At 67.3% G+C, this 18,504-nt stretch carries 10 protein-coding genes and 1 pseudogene; 5 read left to right on the top strand and 6 right to left on the bottom strand.

Annotation, left to right across the window (positions count from 1 at the left end):
* Nucleotides 1-391 precede the first annotated feature (391 nt).
* The 3 genes and pseudogenes from GXW83_RS35150 to GXW83_RS28645 all read right to left on the bottom strand — a co-directional run bounded on the left by GXW83_RS35150 (nucleotide 392) and on the right by GXW83_RS28645 (nucleotide 5,155).
* Nucleotides 392-2,677 carry an Ig-like domain repeat protein gene (locus tag GXW83_RS35150; RefSeq protein WP_182445942.1) on the bottom strand — a complete coding sequence of 762 codons (2,286 nt, stop codon included), beginning with the start codon at nucleotides 2,675-2,677 and terminating at the stop codon, nucleotides 392-394.
* 214 nt (nucleotides 2,678-2,891) lie between these two features.
* Nucleotides 2,892-3,035 (bottom strand): annotated as a pseudogene (locus tag GXW83_RS34555) (prevent-host-death protein); the annotation flags it as partial.
* A gap of 431 nt (nucleotides 3,036-3,466) precedes the next feature.
* Nucleotides 3,467-5,155, bottom strand: a complete 1,689-nt coding sequence (locus GXW83_RS28645; RefSeq protein ID WP_182445941.1) for a DUF6119 family protein — start codon at nucleotides 5,153-5,155, stop codon at nucleotides 3,467-3,469.
* A gap of 127 nt (nucleotides 5,156-5,282) precedes the next feature.
* On the opposite strand from GXW83_RS28645, the gene GXW83_RS28640 reads away from it, so the two are divergent.
* From GXW83_RS28640 to GXW83_RS28620, 5 genes are all read left to right on the top strand, one after another.
* A complete protein-coding gene (locus tag GXW83_RS28640; protein WP_182445940.1) occupies nucleotides 5,283-7,019 on the top strand; it encodes an N-6 DNA methylase in 1,737 nt (578 codons plus the stop codon).
* Complete coding sequence (locus GXW83_RS28635; RefSeq protein WP_182445939.1) at nucleotides 7,016-9,046, top strand: class I SAM-dependent DNA methyltransferase; 2,031 nt, start codon at nucleotides 7,016-7,018, stop codon at nucleotides 9,044-9,046. Before GXW83_RS28640 ends, GXW83_RS28635 begins: the two co-directional genes overlap by 4 nt.
* Nucleotides 9,039-10,376 carry a hypothetical protein gene (locus tag GXW83_RS28630; RefSeq protein ID WP_182445938.1) on the top strand — a complete coding sequence of 446 codons (1,338 nt, stop codon included), beginning with the start codon at nucleotides 9,039-9,041 and terminating at the stop codon, nucleotides 10,374-10,376. The genes GXW83_RS28635 and GXW83_RS28630 overlap by 8 nt, the downstream gene beginning before the upstream one ends.
* Before the next feature lie 11 nt (nucleotides 10,377-10,387).
* Nucleotides 10,388-13,606: a type I restriction endonuclease subunit R gene (locus tag GXW83_RS28625; protein WP_182445937.1), complete on the top strand. Its 3,219-nt coding sequence runs from the start codon at nucleotides 10,388-10,390 to the stop codon at nucleotides 13,604-13,606.
* Between the two features lie 73 nt (nucleotides 13,607-13,679).
* Complete coding sequence (locus GXW83_RS28620; protein WP_182445936.1) at nucleotides 13,680-15,332, top strand: protein kinase; 1,653 nt, start codon at nucleotides 13,680-13,682, stop codon at nucleotides 15,330-15,332.
* 89 nt (nucleotides 15,333-15,421) lie between these two features.
* On the opposite strand, the gene GXW83_RS28615 is transcribed toward GXW83_RS28620, so the two are convergent.
* The 3 genes from GXW83_RS28615 to GXW83_RS34550 form a co-directional block, all read right to left on the bottom strand.
* Nucleotides 15,422-16,771, bottom strand: a complete 1,350-nt coding sequence (locus GXW83_RS28615; protein WP_182445935.1) for a site-specific integrase — start codon at nucleotides 16,769-16,771, stop codon at nucleotides 15,422-15,424.
* 102 nt (nucleotides 16,772-16,873) lie between these two features.
* Complete coding sequence (locus tag GXW83_RS28610; RefSeq protein ID WP_182445934.1) at nucleotides 16,874-17,155, bottom strand: AlpA family transcriptional regulator; 282 nt, start codon at nucleotides 17,153-17,155, stop codon at nucleotides 16,874-16,876.
* A gap of 743 nt (nucleotides 17,156-17,898) precedes the next feature.
* A complete protein-coding gene (locus GXW83_RS34550) occupies nucleotides 17,899-18,372 on the bottom strand; it encodes a 2'-5' RNA ligase family protein (protein ID WP_370466898.1) in 474 nt (157 codons plus the stop codon).
* Nucleotides 18,373-18,504 lie beyond the last annotated feature (132 nt).

The following is an 18,504-nucleotide window of genomic DNA, read 5'->3' as shown; positions in this document are numbered from 1 at the left end:
GGCGCGTCCGTGCCCGGCGCGTCAACTGCCCGCTCGGGTAAGCGCATCCGCACCGATCCCAGGGGTTGGACCGCACGCCCCCGGGGAACCCTGCCGGCGGCTCCGGCGCCCGGAAGCACGGAAGCCGCAGCCTGTCACTGAGCGTGACGGACTGCGGCTTCCGGTGATGCCCTGCGGCCCGGCCCGGGCCGGGCGGCCCCTGAAAAGAAAAACATCTTTCGGCCATAAACTGCCGCCGCGCCGCCGGGCCCCGGGCAGGATTTCCGCCTGAAATTTCCTGGCCACCGCCCGGCCCCCCGGCATTCACAAACCCCGCGGCCCCCCGACGCCGACAAGGGCGCCACCCGCCCTGCGGCCGAATCCGGCCACATTCCGCCGCGGGGCCGCCGGATCAGCGTCCCGGGTCGGGGTACGTGGTGAAGTACTGCCAGCTGCCCCAGCTGTCGAGGCTGGTGGTGTCGCTGCTGTTGTGGGTGTACTCGGCGATGACGCGGTACCGGGCGTAGTCGGGCATGGCCTTCCAGGGGAGGTACGCCTGGTAGACGCTGTAGCTGCCGAGGTACCCGGTGCTCGTGCTGGTGGTGTGCCAGGCCCCGGAGGAGTACCGCTGGAGGGTGACGACCAGGGGCTGCCCGGAGTGGTCCGGGGAGACGGTGGTCTCGAAGAGCGGGGCCATCGCCGGGGCGTCGCGGTAGTAGACCTGGTACCGGGTGCCGCCGATGGTGGCGGTGGACGAGCTGAGCCGCATGATGTCGTCGACCTGGGCGGAGTCCCAGACCGTGCGGGAGGCGGCCGCCGGGGCGTAGCGGTAGTCGCCGCCGAACGCGGCGGTGAAGGTGGTGTTGCGGATGACCTTGTACCAGGCGGAGAGGTTGCCATGGGCGTCCACGGTCGCCGTCCTGATGGCTGACCTGGCTCCGCCGTAGGGCTGGGCGTAGAGCGTGACCTGGCGGTTGTTGTAGGTGGTGCCCAGATGGGCGGTGACCTGGGCCCAGGTGTTGTAGGCGTAGCTGCCGGCATTGGTGGACACCGTGACCGCGGTGGTGGCGCGGGAGACCTGGACCGTGCTGCTGGCAGTGGCGGGGAGGTAGGAGGCGCCACCGGTGTAGCTGACGGTGTAGGTGTTGGCGCCGCCGGTGCTGGGGGTGTCATGGAAGGTGAAGCTGCCGTCGGCCGCAACGGTCACGGTGCCCAGGGGCGTGCCGTGGGGGTCGGCTGCGTCGGTGCGGGTGACCTGGACCCGGCCGGTGTCCAGGTGCGGGTGGGGCCAGGTGAGTTGGCCGGTGAGGGTGAGCTGTGCCGTGCGGGGGCTCGCCGTGGGGGCGCGGAGCGTGAGGCCGGGGGCGTACTTGGCGACTGGGACGGTGAAGGTGACGCTGGCCGGCTGGTGGTCGGCATCGCCGGGGTAGTCGATGCGGTAGCTGAGGGGACCGCTGGCGGGTGCGGTGTCGGTGAGCGTGAACTGGTCCCAGCCCGCGGGTTCCACCAGGTCGGGCAGCGGGGTTCCGCCCGGGTGGGCCGCGTCGAAGCGGGTGACCTGCAGACGGGTGCTGACCTCGGGGTTGACCCCCGAATCGAGCCAGACGGTGGTGCTGAAGGTCTCGCCGGGTGCCAGCGGGGAGGGCACGCCGGCGTGGAGTTGGGTGGCCGCGAGGTCGGGCTGGAGTTGGACCTGGAGGGTGGGTGTGCCGCCTGTGGGGTCGGTGGCCACGGCGAACAGTCGGCTCTCGTCCGGAGCCCATGCCAGTCCGTTGGGCGCCAGCCGGTCGGGGTCCTGGATGCGGAAGTAGTTGTAGAGGCCCGAGCCGTCGGCGGCCTGGGTCTCGTACTGGAATCCGGTGCAATTGCATCCAGCGACGGTGCCATCGGGGGCGACGGCCAGCGTCGGGTTGGCCAGCCCCGGGGTGTAGTCGCCGTCCGGGGCCAGGTCCGACATGCGGAAGCGCCCGCTCTGGGTTCCGGACCAGGAGCCCGCGACGACGTCCTGACCGTTGGGGGTGAGGGCGATGTCGCCGAGGTCGGGGATGGCCAGGGGGGCGGTGGCGAGGCGGTCCAGGGCGCCGCCGGTGGTGGTGTAGCTGGAGAAGGTGGCGGTGGCGCCGTTCTGGGCAGCGGCCGCGAGAGCGTCGCCGGGGGCGGGCGTGGTGCCCAGAGTCGGCGGTGCGGGCCAGGGGTTGGGGTCCTGGTCGAGGGTGACGGTGCCGGTGGGGGTGAGGGAGCCGATGTTGCCGTTGCCGGTGGTGCCGTAGCCGAACCAGAGGTCGCTGCCGGCGTAGGCGAGGGAGTCGGGGTGGGTGCCGGTGCCGGTGGGGATGGCGGCGGTCTGGGTGAGGGTGGTGGTGTCGATGGTGGCGATGGCGTCGCTGTCGGGCAGGGCCGCGTACAGGGTGGTGCCGTCGGGGGACAGGGCCAGGCCGGTGGCGCCGGAGGGTTCGGCGAGGGTGGTCACGGTGGCGCCGGTCAGGTCGGTGACCAGGATGCCGCTGGTGCCTGCCCCTCCGCTGACGAACAGGTGCCCGTGCGTCTGGTCGACCACCAGGTGCGAGAAGTGCGCGATCGCCAGCGCAACACCGGCGGTGGGGGCGGGGGCGGCGGCTATGGCGTTCGGCGTGGCAGCGGTGATGCTCAGCACGAGCGCGGTGGCCGCGGCGGCGAGCGGAAGACGAGCGGACTTCATCTGGAATGGACCCTCTGAACTGGACGGCGGTGGCTGCACCGTAGCGCACGCCCCCAGCTGTACCGACAGCTCCCGCCCACCACCCAGCCTTGCAGGAGGCAACGGCGGTCAGGCCGCCGCCGCAGCACCCCGGCCTCCACCGGCCCGGCCAGCTGGGCGCGGCCATCCTGGACGCAGGATCATGATGTCGGTGTCGAGCGGATCCCGCTCGTGCTCAGCGGGCACAGGGATCGTCCACTTCCGGGGCAGCTGTGGCGTCCTGATCCGTCCGGAAGGCATCCAGGGAGATGCCGGGTGCGCTGCGTGACATCGCGGCGAACTCTGCCCGGGAAACGAAGCGCCTGCGGCGCTTGAGCGGCCCGCTGCGCTGTCATGCCGCCAGGCTACGACGCGTGCCACCTGGTGCTGCAGGGCAGCACACCCTGTGCCCACGGAAACCGCTCCGACCCTGCGCTGCCATCACCCCGATGCGCTTGCACAGATCCGGGACATCGTGGAGGCCGTCAGCACTCGATGACGTTGACCGCGAGGCCGCCGCGCGAGGTCTCCTTGTACTTGACCTTCATGGCAGCCGCGTGGGCGATGGGGCCCCTGACCTGCACCTTCTTGACGTACTAGGCGATCCATGGGGCTGCTGGGGACTTCTCGGGGACTTTTTGCTCCGGGGTGCTGTCCGGCCACAGGTCCATGGCCGAGGAGCCGCGCCTCCCGGCGGAGCGGCTGGGCCGCCCCTCGTCCGATGGTTCGCCGCAGCGGGCTTTTTGGCGCCCCAGGGGCCGCTCACTCTACTCAGCGCCGGATGGCGATGACCTCGACCTCCGCGTTCATCGCGCGCAGCCGACGGGCTGACTGGAGCAGTGAGACCTGGGCGAAGGCGAAGAGTGAGTCGACGGTGATCTCCTTCCCGTCCTTGAGGAGGATCGCGAGAACGACCCTCAGCGTGCCGAAGTCGCCGAGGAGGCGGTGGCCGGGGGCGCGCTTCGCGACCTGCCGGAGGAAGTCGCTGCGGATGGTCTCGTCGCTGCGCAGGGTTTCGACGGCGGTCACGGCCTGGGCGAAGAGGTGGTTCAGTGGCGCGGTGCCGTCGCTGCTGCTGGCCTTCTTCACGCAGATCAGCTGGTTGTCCGGGCCCAGGACATCGCAGATCTCGAGTCCGCCGCCGTTGAACTTGTCGGTGACGACGTTCTTCTTGTCGAAGAGGAGGTAGCCATCCTGGCTGGCTGCTCGCTTGTTGTACCAGTCCTCGTCGTGGGAGTCCTTCCGCTTGCTACTGGGAGCACCCTTCGGCCACGTCGGCAGCTGCACACTGGAAGGCTTGTCGAGCAACTGCCGCAGCTCGTCTTCGAGCGTCTCAAGGAATCCGGCGCCCACCTCGTACCACTTCCCGTGGCCGTAGAAGTACCGCGTGGTTCCGACCGGGACGTCCGCGATCAGCCACTCCTTGCCACTGGTGGCCGCGCCGGCGGGCGTCTGCAGGTCGTCGTCGCTGAACATGACGATGCGCACCCGATTGAGTGCCTTCATGCGATCGCCTTCGGGCTCGTCCGAGACGAACTGGAGCAGGACCGGAAGATCGAGGTCGAAGACGTCGATGCTTCGGCTACCCAGGGCGATGCGGAACGCCTGGGCAGAGCCGAAGCCCTCCTGGCAGGCATCGGGAACCCCCAACGTCATCCGGGGGTGGCTGGCATCCGCCAGCATGGTCTCCAGGGCGGTCTGGGCATCCACCGCCTTTCGGCTGCGGTTGTCCAGGGTGTGCAGCCGGTCCACGAAGCGCAGCTCGGGCAGCGGGTCCACTCGGGCGCAGACCTCCTCGATCGCGCGCAGGTCGCTGAGGAACTCCTCCGGCGTGGTGGCCAGCGGCAGCTTGATGGTCGATTCCGAGCACTCGACCCGGACGTGCTTCGAGGTCCCGGCGGACAGCGATGTCAGCGCAACATTGCTGACCGTTCCGCAGATGCGGCGGACGACCGCGCCGAAGCGGTCGAGCCCGAAGCCGTCTATGCGTTCGCCGCGGGCGACGGAGTATTCGTCAACGCGGCCTCGGCCGTCCATGATCTGATTGCGGACCTTGATAATGCCGTCCTCGTCCAGGCATCGGGTGGCGAACTCCAGGCCGAACTCGTCGTCCCGGTAGTAGGGGTCGAGCATGTGCTGGCCGACGCCGTAGCTCAGCGCGTACAGGCCCCGCTCGGTGCGCATCAAGACCAGGCCCGCGGCTGAGTGGTTCCGCTCGTTGACCTCCAGGCCGGTGATCCGTTCGACCGCCGGGCACCAGTCGGCCCGGTCCCGGGGGATCCCCCCGTTCACGAGCAGCCCGGTGACGCCCTCCCGGGAGAAGTCGCGCACCTGATAGCCCGGACGGCTGAGGTAGCGGGGGCGCACGAGGGCGCGGAGATCTACTGGCTGCCCGTCCGGAACGGTCAGCCTGTGCAGGGTCGACTTCCGGGTTCCCGTGTTCTGCTGCTTGGCATCCACGTCGTGCTCCTCGTCTCTTCGCCTTCAGTGGGCAGAGCGTGTCAACGGATAACGCTAAGCCGATTCAGTTGGCACTGTCAACGGAATGTAACTCCACATGATGTCGCGTCTGGTGTACGGTGATGCCATGCTTGAAGACGAGGCAACCGCCCCTACCGCCACCGCTGCGGAGATCGCCCGGTTGGCCGGCGTGACGCGCGCTGCGGTCTCCAACTGGCGCAGGCGTCGCCCGGACTTCCCGGTGCCGGTCGGCGGCACGGCAGCCAGCCCGCTGTACTCGCTCGCCGAGGTGCAGCGGTGGCTGGACGGACAGCGCGAAGGCCGGGAGGTCAACAGCGAGGTCCGGTTGTGGCAGGCGCTGCGTGGTGCCTTCGGGGCACAGATGGTCGAGGCGCTGGCGGCAGTCGGCGAGCACCTGCTCGGGCGGGGGGCTGAACTGCGCGACCCAGCTGTACGCGAGGCGCTGGAGAAGCTACTCGCGGAGCGAACTCCTGCCGAGGTGATGGGCGGACTGATCGCCCGCCTGCTGGAATCCAGTGCACGTGCTGCCCTGGACGGGTCGTCGACGCCGCAACTGGCCCGAGCTGTGGGGGAGCTCGCGGGCGAGACGACCGGAGTCGTCTTCGACCCGGCCTGCGGTATCGGATCCCTCTTGATGGCAATCGGTGGCGACGAAGTACGCAGCAGGCTGGGCCAAGACATGCAGGCGGATGCGGTTCGCCTGGCACAGGCGCGAGCGAGCCTGCTGGTCGGCACGGGAGGCACTGCTTCCCCGCGACTGGCAGCGGGCGACTCGCTTCGGGCTGACGCCTTTCCGGACCTCCGGGTGGACCTGGTGGTGTGCGAGCCGCCGACCGCTGTGGCCGACTGGGGCCGCGAGCAGTTGCTCGTCGATCCGCGCTGGGAAGCCGGAGTGCCCTCGCGCGGGGAGAGTGAACTCGCCTGGCTCCAGCACTGCTACTACCACACGGCCCCTGGGGGAAGGGCCGTGGTCGTCCTGCCGGCGTCGGTCGCCCACCGCCGGTCGGGTCGGCGGATTCGCGCGGAACTGGTGCGCCGCGGCTGTGTCACCTCGGTGGTGGCTCTGCCGCCGGGCCTCGCGGCCAGCCATGCTCTGCCGCTGCACGTGTGGATACTCGGCCGGCCTGCGGCTCCCGGAAAGGGCGCGACGACGGTACGCATGGTGGACCTCAGCGCCAGCAGCTCTGACGGACCGTGGCAGCCGAAGCCGCACCAGGAGGCGGAGGTGCCGCTGATCGACCTGCTGGACGATGACGTGGACCTCACGCCCAGCCGCTACGTCCGTGAGCCGGAGCCCGACTACGTGGCGGCGTACGTCGCGCTGCGGGGCGAACTCGACCTGCACCTGCGCAGGCTGCGGGACCTACTGCCGGAACTGTCGGCGCGGCCCGGGGCCTTCGACCTGGACGAGGGCGCCCCGATGGCGGTGAGCGACCTGCTGGCTGCTGGCCTGGTCACCCTCGACGGCGAGGAACTCGCCTCCGCCAGCGACCAGCTGGACCCAGACTTTGTGCGGGGCTTTGTGGCCAGTCCTGCGAACACCCGTCGCGGCACCTCGTCCTCGGGTACGTTCCGAGCGGACCTTCGCTCAGCACGCTTGCCACGTATGGACCTTGAAGCGCAACAGCGCTACGGGAATGCCTTCCGCGCATTGGGCGCGTTCCAGCGTGAACTCGCCGAACTCGCCAAGATGGGGGACCGAGCGGCGCGCCTCGCACGCGACGGTCTCACCAGCGGTGCGCTCGACCCAGAACCCGGGCGTGGTGGGGGCGGCACCGAGCAGCAGATTACGAAGACCGACGGAGTCGACGCAGTGCGGCAGGAAGAGGGCAGGACGCTTTGAGTAAGAACCAGGAACTGGCCGACTTCATTTGGTCGGTGGCCGACCTGCTGCGCGGCGACTACAAGCGCTCCGAGTACGGGAAGGTTATCCTCCCGCTGACTGTGCTGCGCCGGCTGGACTGCGTCATGGAGCCGACCCGGCAGGCCGTATGGGACCGCGCTGCCTCCTACACCGGGGAGAACAAGGACGGGCTGCTGCTGGCTGCGTCCAAGCTCAAGTTCTACAACCTCTCCGAGCAGACCTTCGCCACCATCAGCAACGATGCAGCCAACGTGGCGAAGAACCTCAAGGACTACATTCGGGGCTTCTCCTCCGAGGCCACCGAGATCATCAACCGCTACGAGTTCCACCTCCAGATCGATCGGCTGGACAACGCCGACCTGCTCTACCAGGTGGTGCGGAAGTTCGCCGGCCTGGACCTGAGCTTCGAGGCTGTGGACAACCACGACATGGGCTACGTCTTCGAGGAGCTCATCCGCAAGTTCGCCGATGCCTCCAACGAGACCGCCGGTGAGCACTTCACTCCACGCGAGGTCATCGAGCTGATGGTCGAGCTGCTGCTCGCCCCGGACGACGCCCGGCTGACGGGCGAGGGGCAGGTCGTCGACATCCTCGACCCGGCATGCGGCACCGGCGGCATGCTCTCGGCCGCTGAGGAGCACATCCGCAGGCTCAACCCGCGCGTGCGCGTCAACCTGTTCGGGCAGGAGCTCAACGCCGAGTCCTACGCGATCTGCCGCTCGGACATGCTCCTCAAGGGCCACACCGCCAAGAACATCCGCTTCGGCAACTCCTTCAGCCAGGACGGCCACGAGGGCAAGACCTTCAACTACATGCTCGCCAACCCGCCCTTCGGAGTGGAGTGGAAGAAGGTCGAGACGGCCGTCCGCGAGGAGGCTGAGAGGGGGCACGACGGCCGGTTCGGTGCCGGTCTGCCCCGGATCAACGACGGCTCGCTGCTGTTCCTGCAGCACATGATGAGCAAGATGCAGCCGCTGAAGAAGGACAAAGCTGGCGACGAGGTCGGTGGCACCCGGCTGGCCATCGTCTTCAACGGCTCCCCGCTGTTCACCGGCGGCGCGGGGTCGGGGGAGTCAGAGATCCGCAAATGGATCATCGAGCATGATTACCTGGAAGCAGTGGTCGCTCTCCCCGACCAGCTCTTCTACAACACCGATATCTCCACGTACGTCTGGATCGTGACCAACCGTAAGCCGGCTGACCGCAAGGGCCGCGTCATCCTGCTCGACGCTCGCGATCAGTCGACCAAGATGCGTAAGTCGCTTGGCAAGAAGCGCAAGAAGATCACCCGTGCGCAGATCGGGCGGATCTGCGCGATCTATCGCGATGCGCTCAGCATCGCCGACGCGAAGACACATCCGGACCACCCCCGGGTGAAGGTCTGCGCCAACCAGGACTTCGGCTACCAGCGAATCACCGTGGACCGGCCGCTCAAGCTCCGATTCGAGCTCACGGAGGACAGCCTCACCCAGCTCCGTGCGTCAGCTGCCGTTAAGAAGGCGGTCGGGGGCGAGGCTGTGGTCGAGTTGCTGCTCGCCGCGCTCAAGCCGTTGCTCGGATCGCGCTGGACCACCAAGGCGGAGGCATGGGACGCCTTGCGAACCGGGATGGTGGCCGGGGGCGTGTCGTGGCCCTCGGCCGCGCCGTTCCAGAAGGCAATGCGCGACGCAGTGGGCGTGACTGATCCGGAGGGTGAAGTCCAAGTTATCAACGGCAAACCCGAGCCTGACCCTGACCTCCGCGACAACGAGAACGTCCCGCTCAGCGAGAATATCGACGCGTACTTCATCCGCGAGGTGCTGCCTCACGTCCCGGACGCCTGGATTGCGGAGATTCGTAACCCGAAGACGAAGGAAGTTGAGCGCTGCAAGGTGGGGTACGAGATCGCTTTCACGCGCCTCTTCTACGTCTCCACGCCGCCGAGGCCGCTCTTGGAGATCGACATGGAGTTGAAGTCGCTTGAGGTTGAGATCCAGGCATTGCTCGGCGAGGTGACCCATGGATAAGAAGTTGGCGAATGAGAATCGACAACTCGTTCGTCTTGGGTATCTGTGTCGCTTGCAGACAGGCTTGACGGTTGATGGAACGCGGGACCTCGATGGCGACGTGGTGACGCGGCCGTATCTGAGGGTCGCGAATGTGCAAGCCGGTCATCTGGCCCTTGACTCGGTTACAGAAATTACCGTTCCGCGCGCGATGGCAGAACGAAGCAGCCTTCGCTCGGGTGATGTTCTCATGACCGAGGGTGGTGATCTCGACAAGCTAGGTCGCGGGACCGTTTGGCGTGGAGAGCTGGAAGATTGCTTGCACCAGAACCACGTTTTTGCGTTGCGGACTAACCCACATCAGCTTGACGCCGGATATTTGGCGTGGGTTACTCAATCGGCTTATGGTAGGGATTATTTCGAGAGTACCGGAGTAAAGACAACAAACTTGGCCTCCACGAACAGCAGTAAGATTCTTGACTTTAGGATCCCGCTGCCCGATTTGAGTGAGCAGTGTCGGATCGCCGACTTCCTCGATGTCGAGACCGCTCGGATTGACCGATTGGCGTCAGCGCGTGAGAAGCAAGCCGAAGTTCTCGATGAGTTGGAGTATGCCGAGGTATCTGATGGACTGATTCCTGGATCCCTAGCCTCTGCCTCGGGTGAGTGGCCCTGGATTTGGCTGCCTGCTCACCTTGAGGCTGCCCCGTTGGTGCGCCTTGGCTACGTCGCTAGGATCCAAAGCGGGCTGACTGTCGATGGGAAGCGAGACGTATCGGGTGACGTTGTGACTCGTCCGTATCTGAGTGTGGCCAACGTTCAAGCTGACCGAATTCGTGTCGATAACGTCAGCGAAATCACTGTGCCAATCGGAATTGCCAGGCGAAGCACGCTCCTGTCGGGTGACGTCCTGATGACTGAGGGTGGTGATCTCGACAAGCTGGGAAGAGGTACGTTGTGGCGTGGAGAATTGGAGGGATGCCTCCATCAGAATCACGTATTTGCTGTCCGCCCTGAAATTTCGCGACTAGATGCTGATTATCTTGCGCTCATGACCCGCACGTTTCATGGGCGCTGCTATTTCGAGAGTACGGGCGTAAAGACAACAAATCTGGCCTCCACGAACAGCAGTAAGATCTTGGGTTTTCCAATTCCATTGCCGCAGCTCGCTATTCAGCGCAGGAGAGTCCTGGCCGTCCAGCGAAAGCTCGACCAGATCTCGCGTGCCAGGCAGCGACTGCGGGTGCAGCTCGATGTTCTCGCCGAGCGCCGCCAAGCGTTGATCACTGCCGCCGTCACCGGCCAGCTCGACATCACCACCGCCCGCCCCATGCACGACCGCGACCTCTGAGGGGGATTCAGATGAACGACGCCCGCGTGTACACCGAGAAAGCATTCGAGAACGCCGTCGAAGCGGCGTTGCTGCGCAGCGGTTGGCAGCGCGGGCTGTCGAACACCTACGACCACGCACTCGGTATCGATACCTCCGAACTGGCCGCGTTCCTCGGTGCCTCGCAGAACGACGCGTGGCTTGCGCTCCAGGCCGCGTACGGCGAGGAGGAGCAGCAGGCAATCGGCCGGTTCGCGAAGCGGGTCGCGCGGGAGATCGACTCGCGCGGGCTGCTCGACGTCTTGCGGCAGGGGGTGAACGACCGGAACGTGAAGATCCAGCTCGCGTACTTCCGTCCCGCGCACACCCTTGCCGCCGACGCCCTCGCGGAGTACGACGCCAACCGGCTCACCTTCGTGCGCCAATTCCACTACTCCGCTTCACGCCCGGCCGACTCCCTCGACGTGGCGTTCTTCCTCAACGGACTGCCCGTCGCCTCGGTGGAGCTGAAGAACAACACGACCCGCCAGACCGTCGAGGACGCCAAGCGGCAGTACCGCCGCGACCGCGATCCGAAGGAACTGTTCTTCTCCAAGCGCAGCCTGGTCCACTTCGCGGTCGATCCGACGCTCGCCTTCCTGACGACCCGTCTGGCCGGAGACACGACGCGCTTCCTGCCCTTCAACACCGGCTCTGGTGGCCCTGGCCAGATCGGCGGGGCGGGCAACGTCCCGGCGACCACCGACGGCTCGTACCCCACCTCCTATCTCTTCGATGAGGTCTGGGCGCGTGACAACTGGCTGGACCTGCTGCAGCGGTTCCTGCACGTGGAGGACGCCGCCGCGAAGGCCGGCCGGGCGCCGTCCCACAAGCCCGGCAGCGCGCACACGCAGCCGCTGATCTTCCCCCGGTTCCACCAGTGGGACGCGGTGCGCAAGCTCACCGCGCACGCGGCTCGCCACGGCGCGGGGGAGAACTACCTGATCCAGCACTCCGCGGGCTCGGGCAAGTCCAACACGATCGCCTGGCTCGCGCACCGCCTGTCCAGCCTGCACACCCCGCAGGACCCCGCGCTGCTTGCGCCGGCCGCGCTCGCGTCCGGCCTGGGGGTGAACCAGCTGGTCTTCGACAAGGTCATCGTCATCACCGACCGCCGCCTCCTGGACAAGCAGCTGCAGGACACTATCTACCAGTTCGACCACAAGGCCGGCGTGGTCGTGCGGATCGACGAGAGCTCCCAGCAGCTCGCAGACGCGTTGGCCGGGCCGACCGCCCGGATCGTGATCACGACAGTGCAGAAGTTCCCCTTCGTGCTGGACAAGGTCGCCGGACTGGGCGGCCAGCGCTACGCGGTGATCATCGACGAGGCGCACTCCTCGCAGGGCGGCGAGAGCGCAGCGGCGCTGAAGAGGGCGCTGGGCCGTCTCGGCTCGGACGCCGTGGACGAGGACAGTGACCCCCTGACGGCCGCGGCACTGGCCCGGGGCAGGCAGCCCAATCTGTCCTTCTTTGCGTTCACGGCCACTCCCAAGGCGAAGACGATCGACCTCTTCGGCACCCCTCTCGCCAACCCCGCCTCGGGAGAGCAGGAGAAGGGGCCGTTCCACGTCTACTCGATGCGGCAGGCCGTCGAGGAGGGCTTCATCCTCGACGTACTCGGCAACTACGTCACCTACGCCACCTACTTCAAGCTCCAGGAGGCCGCCGCGGACGAGGCCGAGCAGCAGGTGGACCCGCGCAAGGCCCGTTCGAAGCTGGTGCGGGCCGCGCTGCTGTCGGAGGCGTCGATGGCCTCCCGTGCGAAGATCATCGTGGACCACTTCCGCTCGCACTCCAGCCCGCGTCTCCGTGGTCAGGCCAAGGCCATGGTGGTCACCTCCAGCCGCGAGCACGCCGTGCGGCTTTACCAAGCCATGCGCGCCTACATCGACCAGCGCGGCTTCACCGACTGCGGCACCCTCGTCGCCTTCTCCGGGGCGCTGACCCACGACGGGATCGAGTACACCGAGCCCAAGCTCAACGGCTTTCCCGAGCGCGAACTGCCCGCCCGCTTCGGTTACACCCGCGCGGACGACCCGAACCCGCCCTCCGTGCCCAAGCCCGAGTACCGCATCCTCGTTGTCGCCGAGAAGTACCAGACCGGCTTCGACCAGCCGCTGCTGACCACCATGTACGTGGACAAGATCCTGGTGAAGCTGGCCGCCGTCCAGACACTCTCCCGGCTCAACCGCACCCACCCTCTTAAGGCCACCGAGGACCTGTTCATCCTCGACTTCGCCAACCGCCCCGAGGACATCGAGCAGGCGTTCCAGCAGTACTACGAGGCGTCGATCACCGAACCCACCGACCCCAACCTGCTGTTCGACCGCGAACGCGAGGTGATGGCCTACCAGCTCCTGGTCGAAGCCGAGATGGACGCCTTCGTCACCGCCTACTTCACCGCCTTCCAGAACGGAGCGACCGACACCGCCGTCCTGAAGGCGCACGCCCGGCTCTATGGATACCTCCAGCCCGCCCTGGACCGCTTCAACGGCCTCAACGCCACCGAGCCCGACACCGCCGCCGAGTTCCGCCGCGCCCTGGAGTCGTACACCAAGGCATACGGCTGGCTCTCCCACGTGATCGGCTTCGAGAACACGGAACTGGAGCGGCTCTACCAGTACGGACGCTTCCTGCTCCGCCGCCTGCCCGCACCGCTCCGCAGCGCCGGCGCGGACATCGGGGCGGTCGTCCCTAGCCACATGCGCATCACCCAGACCGGTGCTCCCGAACTGCACCTGGAAGCCGCCGGCGCGCAACTCCTGCCGGGCCTGGTGCCCGAAGCCGGCGCAGGGGCGGCCGAGGCCGAGGAGATGTCGCTGGCCGAGGTCATCCAGTCCGTCAACGAGGAGTACGGCACCGGACTCTCCACCACCGACCAGATCCTCCTCGGCCAGTTGGTGGTCGCCGTCAGCGAGGATCCCGAGCTGCGCGCCATCGCACTGCACCAGGACCAGGATGTCTTCGGTGGGGAGCTGGAGAAGGATCTGGACCGGATCGTCATCGACCAGGCCGCGTCCAACGACGCGCTGATGGTCCGCTACTTCGACGACGCGGCCGTCAATCGCCTGTTCAAGCAGGTCGCGACCCAGCAGGCGTACCAGCTCATCCGCCGCCCGGTCCGGCGCGAGGCCGAGCGCAGGGCCACCGAGCAGAGGGCCGCCGAACTGAAGTCCAGCGGAACCCGGCGAGCAGAACCCCCGACGCCCTAGCCTTGATCCGAAAGCACCGCAAGTACACGACAGGCGAGGGCTGTTGGCTCCGCCCATGCAGAGGAGACCACGGATGGTGCACGGCGCACCGACCTTCGACGCCGGTGAACCGGCCCGTGTGATCGCGGGTCGGTACCGCTTGCACACCCCCATCGGGGCGGGCGGCATGGGCGAGGTCTGGCAGGCGTACGACGAACGCCTGGACCGGCGCGTCGCCGTGAAGATGATGCTGGCCGAGAGCCCTGTCCCGCCCGGATTCCAGGGCGCGGCCTTCCAGGAGACCCTGCAGACCCGCCGCGCACGCTTCCTGCGCGAGGTCCAGATTACGGCCGGTATCGAACACCTCGGCGTGCCCGCCGTCTTCGACACTGGCACGGACGAGAGCAGCGGACGCCTCTACGTCGTCATGCAGCTCCTAAAGGGCCGCGAACTCCAGACCTTCATCGACGAGACCGACTACGATACCGAACTGGTCCCCGTCTCCTGGGCCGCCGCCGTCGGCGCCCAGATCGCCTCCGTCCTCGACACGGTGCACCACCACGATGTCGTCCACCGCGACATCAAGCCCTCCAACCTCATGCTGACGCCGGGCGGCGTGGTCAAGGTCCTCGACTTCGGCGTCGCAGCCCTGCGCGGAGTCGGCACCCTGCCCCGGCTTACCCAGGTCGGCATGACCGTGGGCACCCCGCCCTACATGTCGCCCGAGCAGAGCCTGGCCAATGCTGTCGGCCCCGCCGCAGACGTCTACGCCCTCGCCTGCGTGCTCTACGAACTCCTCACCGGTAAGCCGCCGTTCACCCCCGACGACAGTCGCTCCCACATGTGGCATCACGTCCACACCCAGCCCCCACCTCTCCGCACCCTGCGTGCCGACATTCCGGCGGACATTGAGAAGCTGCTGCTCGCGATGCTCACCAAGGAGTCCGAGCAGCGCATGGACGCGATGGAGGTCTACGACGCCCTCCTCCCCTTCGTCCACGCGGCAACCGGGACGCCAACCGCCGCTCCCGACGACGGCACTCTCGATCCGCGCCTGCCGTTCTTGCGGCCCTTCGGGGGTCGCACACGCGCAGCTGGCTCCGCCTCCGAGTACACGCCGACGACTGTTGTCCCCTCGTCGCCTCCGCCAGTGCCGGCCGAAGGGTCGGGCCTAGCTCCGGCCCCCTCACCCCTGAGCGAGCAGGAAGCGGATGTGGTGTCCGACCTCGCCGCGCGCCTCGCCCAAGAGGGCCAGTTCACCCAGGCCGCGGACGCCCTCAGTGAGGCCATCGCGAGAGCGCAGGATCCCGAGCTTCGGGAAGACATGGAGTTCAGCCTTGCCCAGGTCAAGTTCCTGGGCGGAAGCCACTCCGAAGCGCTCGCGCTTTTCGAGCCGCTCGCCGGCGACTACACCGAGCGCTACGGCGACCAGGACGAGCAGGCGCAGCTCTGCTGGTACTACGTCGCGCAGTGCCGGATGGAACTCGGCGAAGCCACCGCCGCCATCCGTGCCTTCGACCGTATCAGCGGGACCGCGCCGGACCCCGACGACGAGGATGCGGTCAGCCGCCACCTTGACGCGCTGTCCCGACTGATGAGCCTTTACGCGGCGACCGAGAACCTCTCGAAGGCGCTGGAGATCGGCCAGCAGCTCCGAGCGGAGACCTCTACTCTGCGCGGCACTGACTGGCCCGGGCTGGCCCAGATCGACGCGTACCTCCGCCGCCTTCGCCTTGACCTCGGCTGAGGTTATAGGAGTTACCGCACCTCCATGCGCCGTTAGGGATCGGGACGGTTGTCGCCCGCGCCCTGCAGCGACCCAGGCCAGAGCTGGTCTCACCCGAGATTGCGCCAGGGACTTTCGGAGACTTGCTCCGTCAGGGGGGACTGCTCGGGGCCATTTTGCTCCGGTGCATCGTCCAGCCAGTCATCCATGGCGGCGAGACCCCGACGACCGGCGGAGGGCATGAAGTGAGCATAGTGGTCGAGCGTGATGTTGGGGGAGGCGTGACCGAGCCACTCGGAGAGGCTGACGATCGACTCCCCGGCTTCGAGCTGGACGCTGGCGTAGGTGTGCCGCAGCACGTGGAACATGTCCTTGCGGGACAGCTCGTACACCGGCACGGTGCGTAGCCGAGCTCCGCTCTTCTTGATCGCCTCGCCGACCACCTTGATCACGCCGGCGGCGACCAAGGCAGGCTTCCAGGACTTCTCGTTCCAGGTCCGAAAGAGGATGCGGTTGCCCTGGGAGGAGGTGAGGATCAGGTTGACGGTTATGGGCTTCCGCTGACGTTCCTCCAGCTTGTTAGTCGGGGGCTCCAGGTTGCGCCACGGAAGGGTGCACTCCGTCGACGGGAACTTGCGGACGTGCGCCTTCGCCCTGCGGGCGAGGTTGGGTGACATCGGCACCGTGCGGGTCTTCTGCCCCTTGGGAAGGCAGAAGTATGGCCGTGACCGGTGGTCCCAGCGGAGCTGGCGGCGCACGTTGACGACCATGGCCTCGAAGTCGAAGTCCTCCTCTGCGAGCCCGAAGGCTTCGCCTTGGCGCAGGCCGAGACCGACGCCGATGTCGACGGCGAAGCGGTAGCGCTCCTGGAGGCCGGCGCGCACTGTGGCCACCCGCTCGCGGGTCCACGCCTGGGCCTTGGACTTGATCCGCCTCGGCGGCTTGACGGTCCGGTGTGCCTTGCACGGGTTCTTCGTCAGGCGCCCGTCCTCGACGGCAGCGGCGAGGATCGTGGCCAGATGGATCCAGATGACCTCGGCGGTCGAGCTGTCCACCCGCTCCAGCAGCCCGGCCTTGAAGAGACGGAGAGCGGCAGCGTCTATGTCCCGCAGCGCGTACGAACCGAGAAGCGGAAGGAGGTGCCGCCAGATCCGGCTCCGCATGGGGGCAGCGGTGGACGGCTCGTCGGTGCGGCTCGGCCACCAGTGCTGCTCGACATAGTCGAAGAGCAGGATGGCTCCGTCGCGCGGATCGACGAACTCGCTGCGCGAGGTGTCCGTCTTGGCGGTGGCGAGCCAAGTCTTCGCGTCCTCGCTCGAGTCGAAGGAGCGGTCCTTGACGCCCGGGATGCCCTTCACCCGGTAGCGCGCACCCGTGCCCCACCGGGCGGTGCGCTCGCGCTTCCCCGTCTGGCTGTTCGGGCGCTTCTTGAGCCATCGGTCTTCGATGTAGCCGGACATGGTGGTTCTCCCGCATGGGCAGCTCGAAGCGGACGAACGGGCCTGCGGCTGCCGTCCGCTGGGGCCGGGGATCCGGCATCCAATGGGTGTGCTGCGCGAGAGCTACTGCTGATGGCGCTGAGAGCTGCGCCGTTCGGGCCTCCGGTTGAGGGGGTTGAGAGCGGGATTCGAGCGGGAGTCGGCCTTCTCCTGGTCGGCGACCCAGGCGTCAAGGGCGGTGATGCGGTACATCACCCGCCGCCCCATGAGAAAGCTCGGCGGCCCCTGGCGTCGGTGCCGCCAAACGTAGAGCGTGTTGGCGGAGAGGCCGAGGTATTCGGCCGCCTGGGGGAGTGTGACGAAGGCGGTGGGGCGTGGGAAGGAATTGGCGGTAGAGCTGGACATATTCGACTCCGGCGGCTGAGGAACGATCAGTCCCCATCGTGCGGAGAATCAGGAGCTTGGCCGAGCCGGGGAGATGTGGTAGGCGTGGTGGCCACTGGTATCTGACCAGCGCAGATACACGTTACGATCATGAAAGGCGCTTGGGCAACGGTGTTCCGCTGCTGGAACTTCGGCGAAGGTGTGAGTCGGCTTGGCCGATGCTGCGCCCTGAGCTTGGGAAACCTATGGGGATCCACTCTCCATAAGCACTTGACCTGTGGTTTTATCCCCATCGCGGTCCATCTCCCGCCGATGGACAGCACTTGTGCAGACCCCTGTGGACCCATGCTTGGGGCACGAAGTGGGCACGGGGTTCGCCAGCGCTGCGGCGGCGGCCTCGGAGTGCCTTGAACGGTGCTGATCCGCAGCTGGTGGGCCGGCCTCAACCCCCCCGGCCGACTTGGCGGCCCTTCCGGAGCGGGAGCCGGTGGGACAGCGCGCCTCGGGGAGGGGATTGCAGTCGAGGGCGACCGGGTCAAGGGGGCGGCCACTTTCCGTCACCAGGGCCTGTTGTTCACTCGGCGGTTTGCTGGGGTGTCTGGAGGTTAGCGGTCCACTAGTCTTGGATGCGGCGACACGCCAGAAGATGAGGGCGAAGGCCCAGGTGGCGATGAAGAGGCCGACGATGACGAAGCCGACGGTGTTGAGCTCGAAGGTGGAGAGCCTGCCTCTCGGCGACGCAGCCTAGGACCGGCTCCGGCCCCTCAGCCCTCCGTCGTTCCTGTCTGTGCCAACGGCACGCGGTGCAGCAGATCCCAGGCGTACCGGCCAGGTTCACGCCTCAGCTCGACCAAGTCGACGTGTGCGATCGTGAGGTCGACCGGAGGCAACGCGCGAAGGGTGGCCACGGTGTCGATCACTGGCTGTGCCGCACGCTCGCCTCGGCTATAGGCCACGCCGAGGTGGGGTCGAAAGCGCTCGGTCGACTTTCCCCCGGGAAGACCCAGTTCGTCGTGCACGGTGCTGAGAGTCGCGTGCAGGGCGATGACCGGTGTCCAGGGTGTGACGGAGTATCGGACAGCACCCGCAGAGCCGGCCAGGGGGTGAGCAGTCAGCTCGAAAATCGGGCCAAGGCGGTCGGCAGCGATGCTGGTGAGCGTGTCGATCTCGGAGTCGGTGATCTGGTCTCGTGATCCGGCGCGGGTCAGGGTGAGGTGCAGATCCGCAGCGTCGATCAGGTCGTAGTCGAGTGGCGCGAGCGCGCTCTGGATGTCGGCCGCGGACTTCGTCAGCGCCGGGTCCTCATCGAACGTCAGCAGCCAGTAGATGATCCTGGTCTTGTCGGACCAGCCGGGGCGGTTCCAATGATC

Source organism: Streptacidiphilus sp. PB12-B1b (assembly GCF_014084125.1).
Classification (GTDB): Bacteria; Actinomycetota; Actinomycetes; order Streptomycetales; family Streptomycetaceae; genus Streptacidiphilus.
Note: the sequence above shows the minus strand (reverse complement) of the source record. Positions and strands in the feature narration are given on the sequence as shown.

Excerpts from the sequence above, each read along its gene's own strand:
- GXW83_RS35150 (WP_182445942.1), bottom strand. The coding sequence starts at position 2,677 with ATGAAGTCCGCTCGTCTTCCGCTCGCCGCCGCGGCCACCGCGCTCGTG.
- GXW83_RS28640 (WP_182445940.1), top strand. The coding sequence starts at position 5,283 with ATGCTTGAAGACGAGGCAACCGCCCCTACCGCCACCGCTGCGGAGATC.
- GXW83_RS28630 (WP_182445938.1), top strand. The coding sequence starts at position 9,039 with ATGGATAAGAAGTTGGCGAATGAGAATCGACAACTCGTTCGTCTTGGG.
- GXW83_RS28625 (WP_182445937.1), top strand. The coding sequence starts at position 10,388 with ATGAACGACGCCCGCGTGTACACCGAGAAAGCATTCGAGAACGCCGTC.
- GXW83_RS28620 (WP_182445936.1), top strand. The coding sequence starts at position 13,680 with ATGGTGCACGGCGCACCGACCTTCGACGCCGGTGAACCGGCCCGTGTG.
- GXW83_RS28615 (WP_182445935.1), bottom strand. The coding sequence starts at position 16,771 with ATGTCCGGCTACATCGAAGACCGATGGCTCAAGAAGCGCCCGAACAGC.
- GXW83_RS28610 (WP_182445934.1), bottom strand. The coding sequence starts at position 17,155 with ATGTCCAGCTCTACCGCCAATTCCTTCCCACGCCCCACCGCCTTCGTC.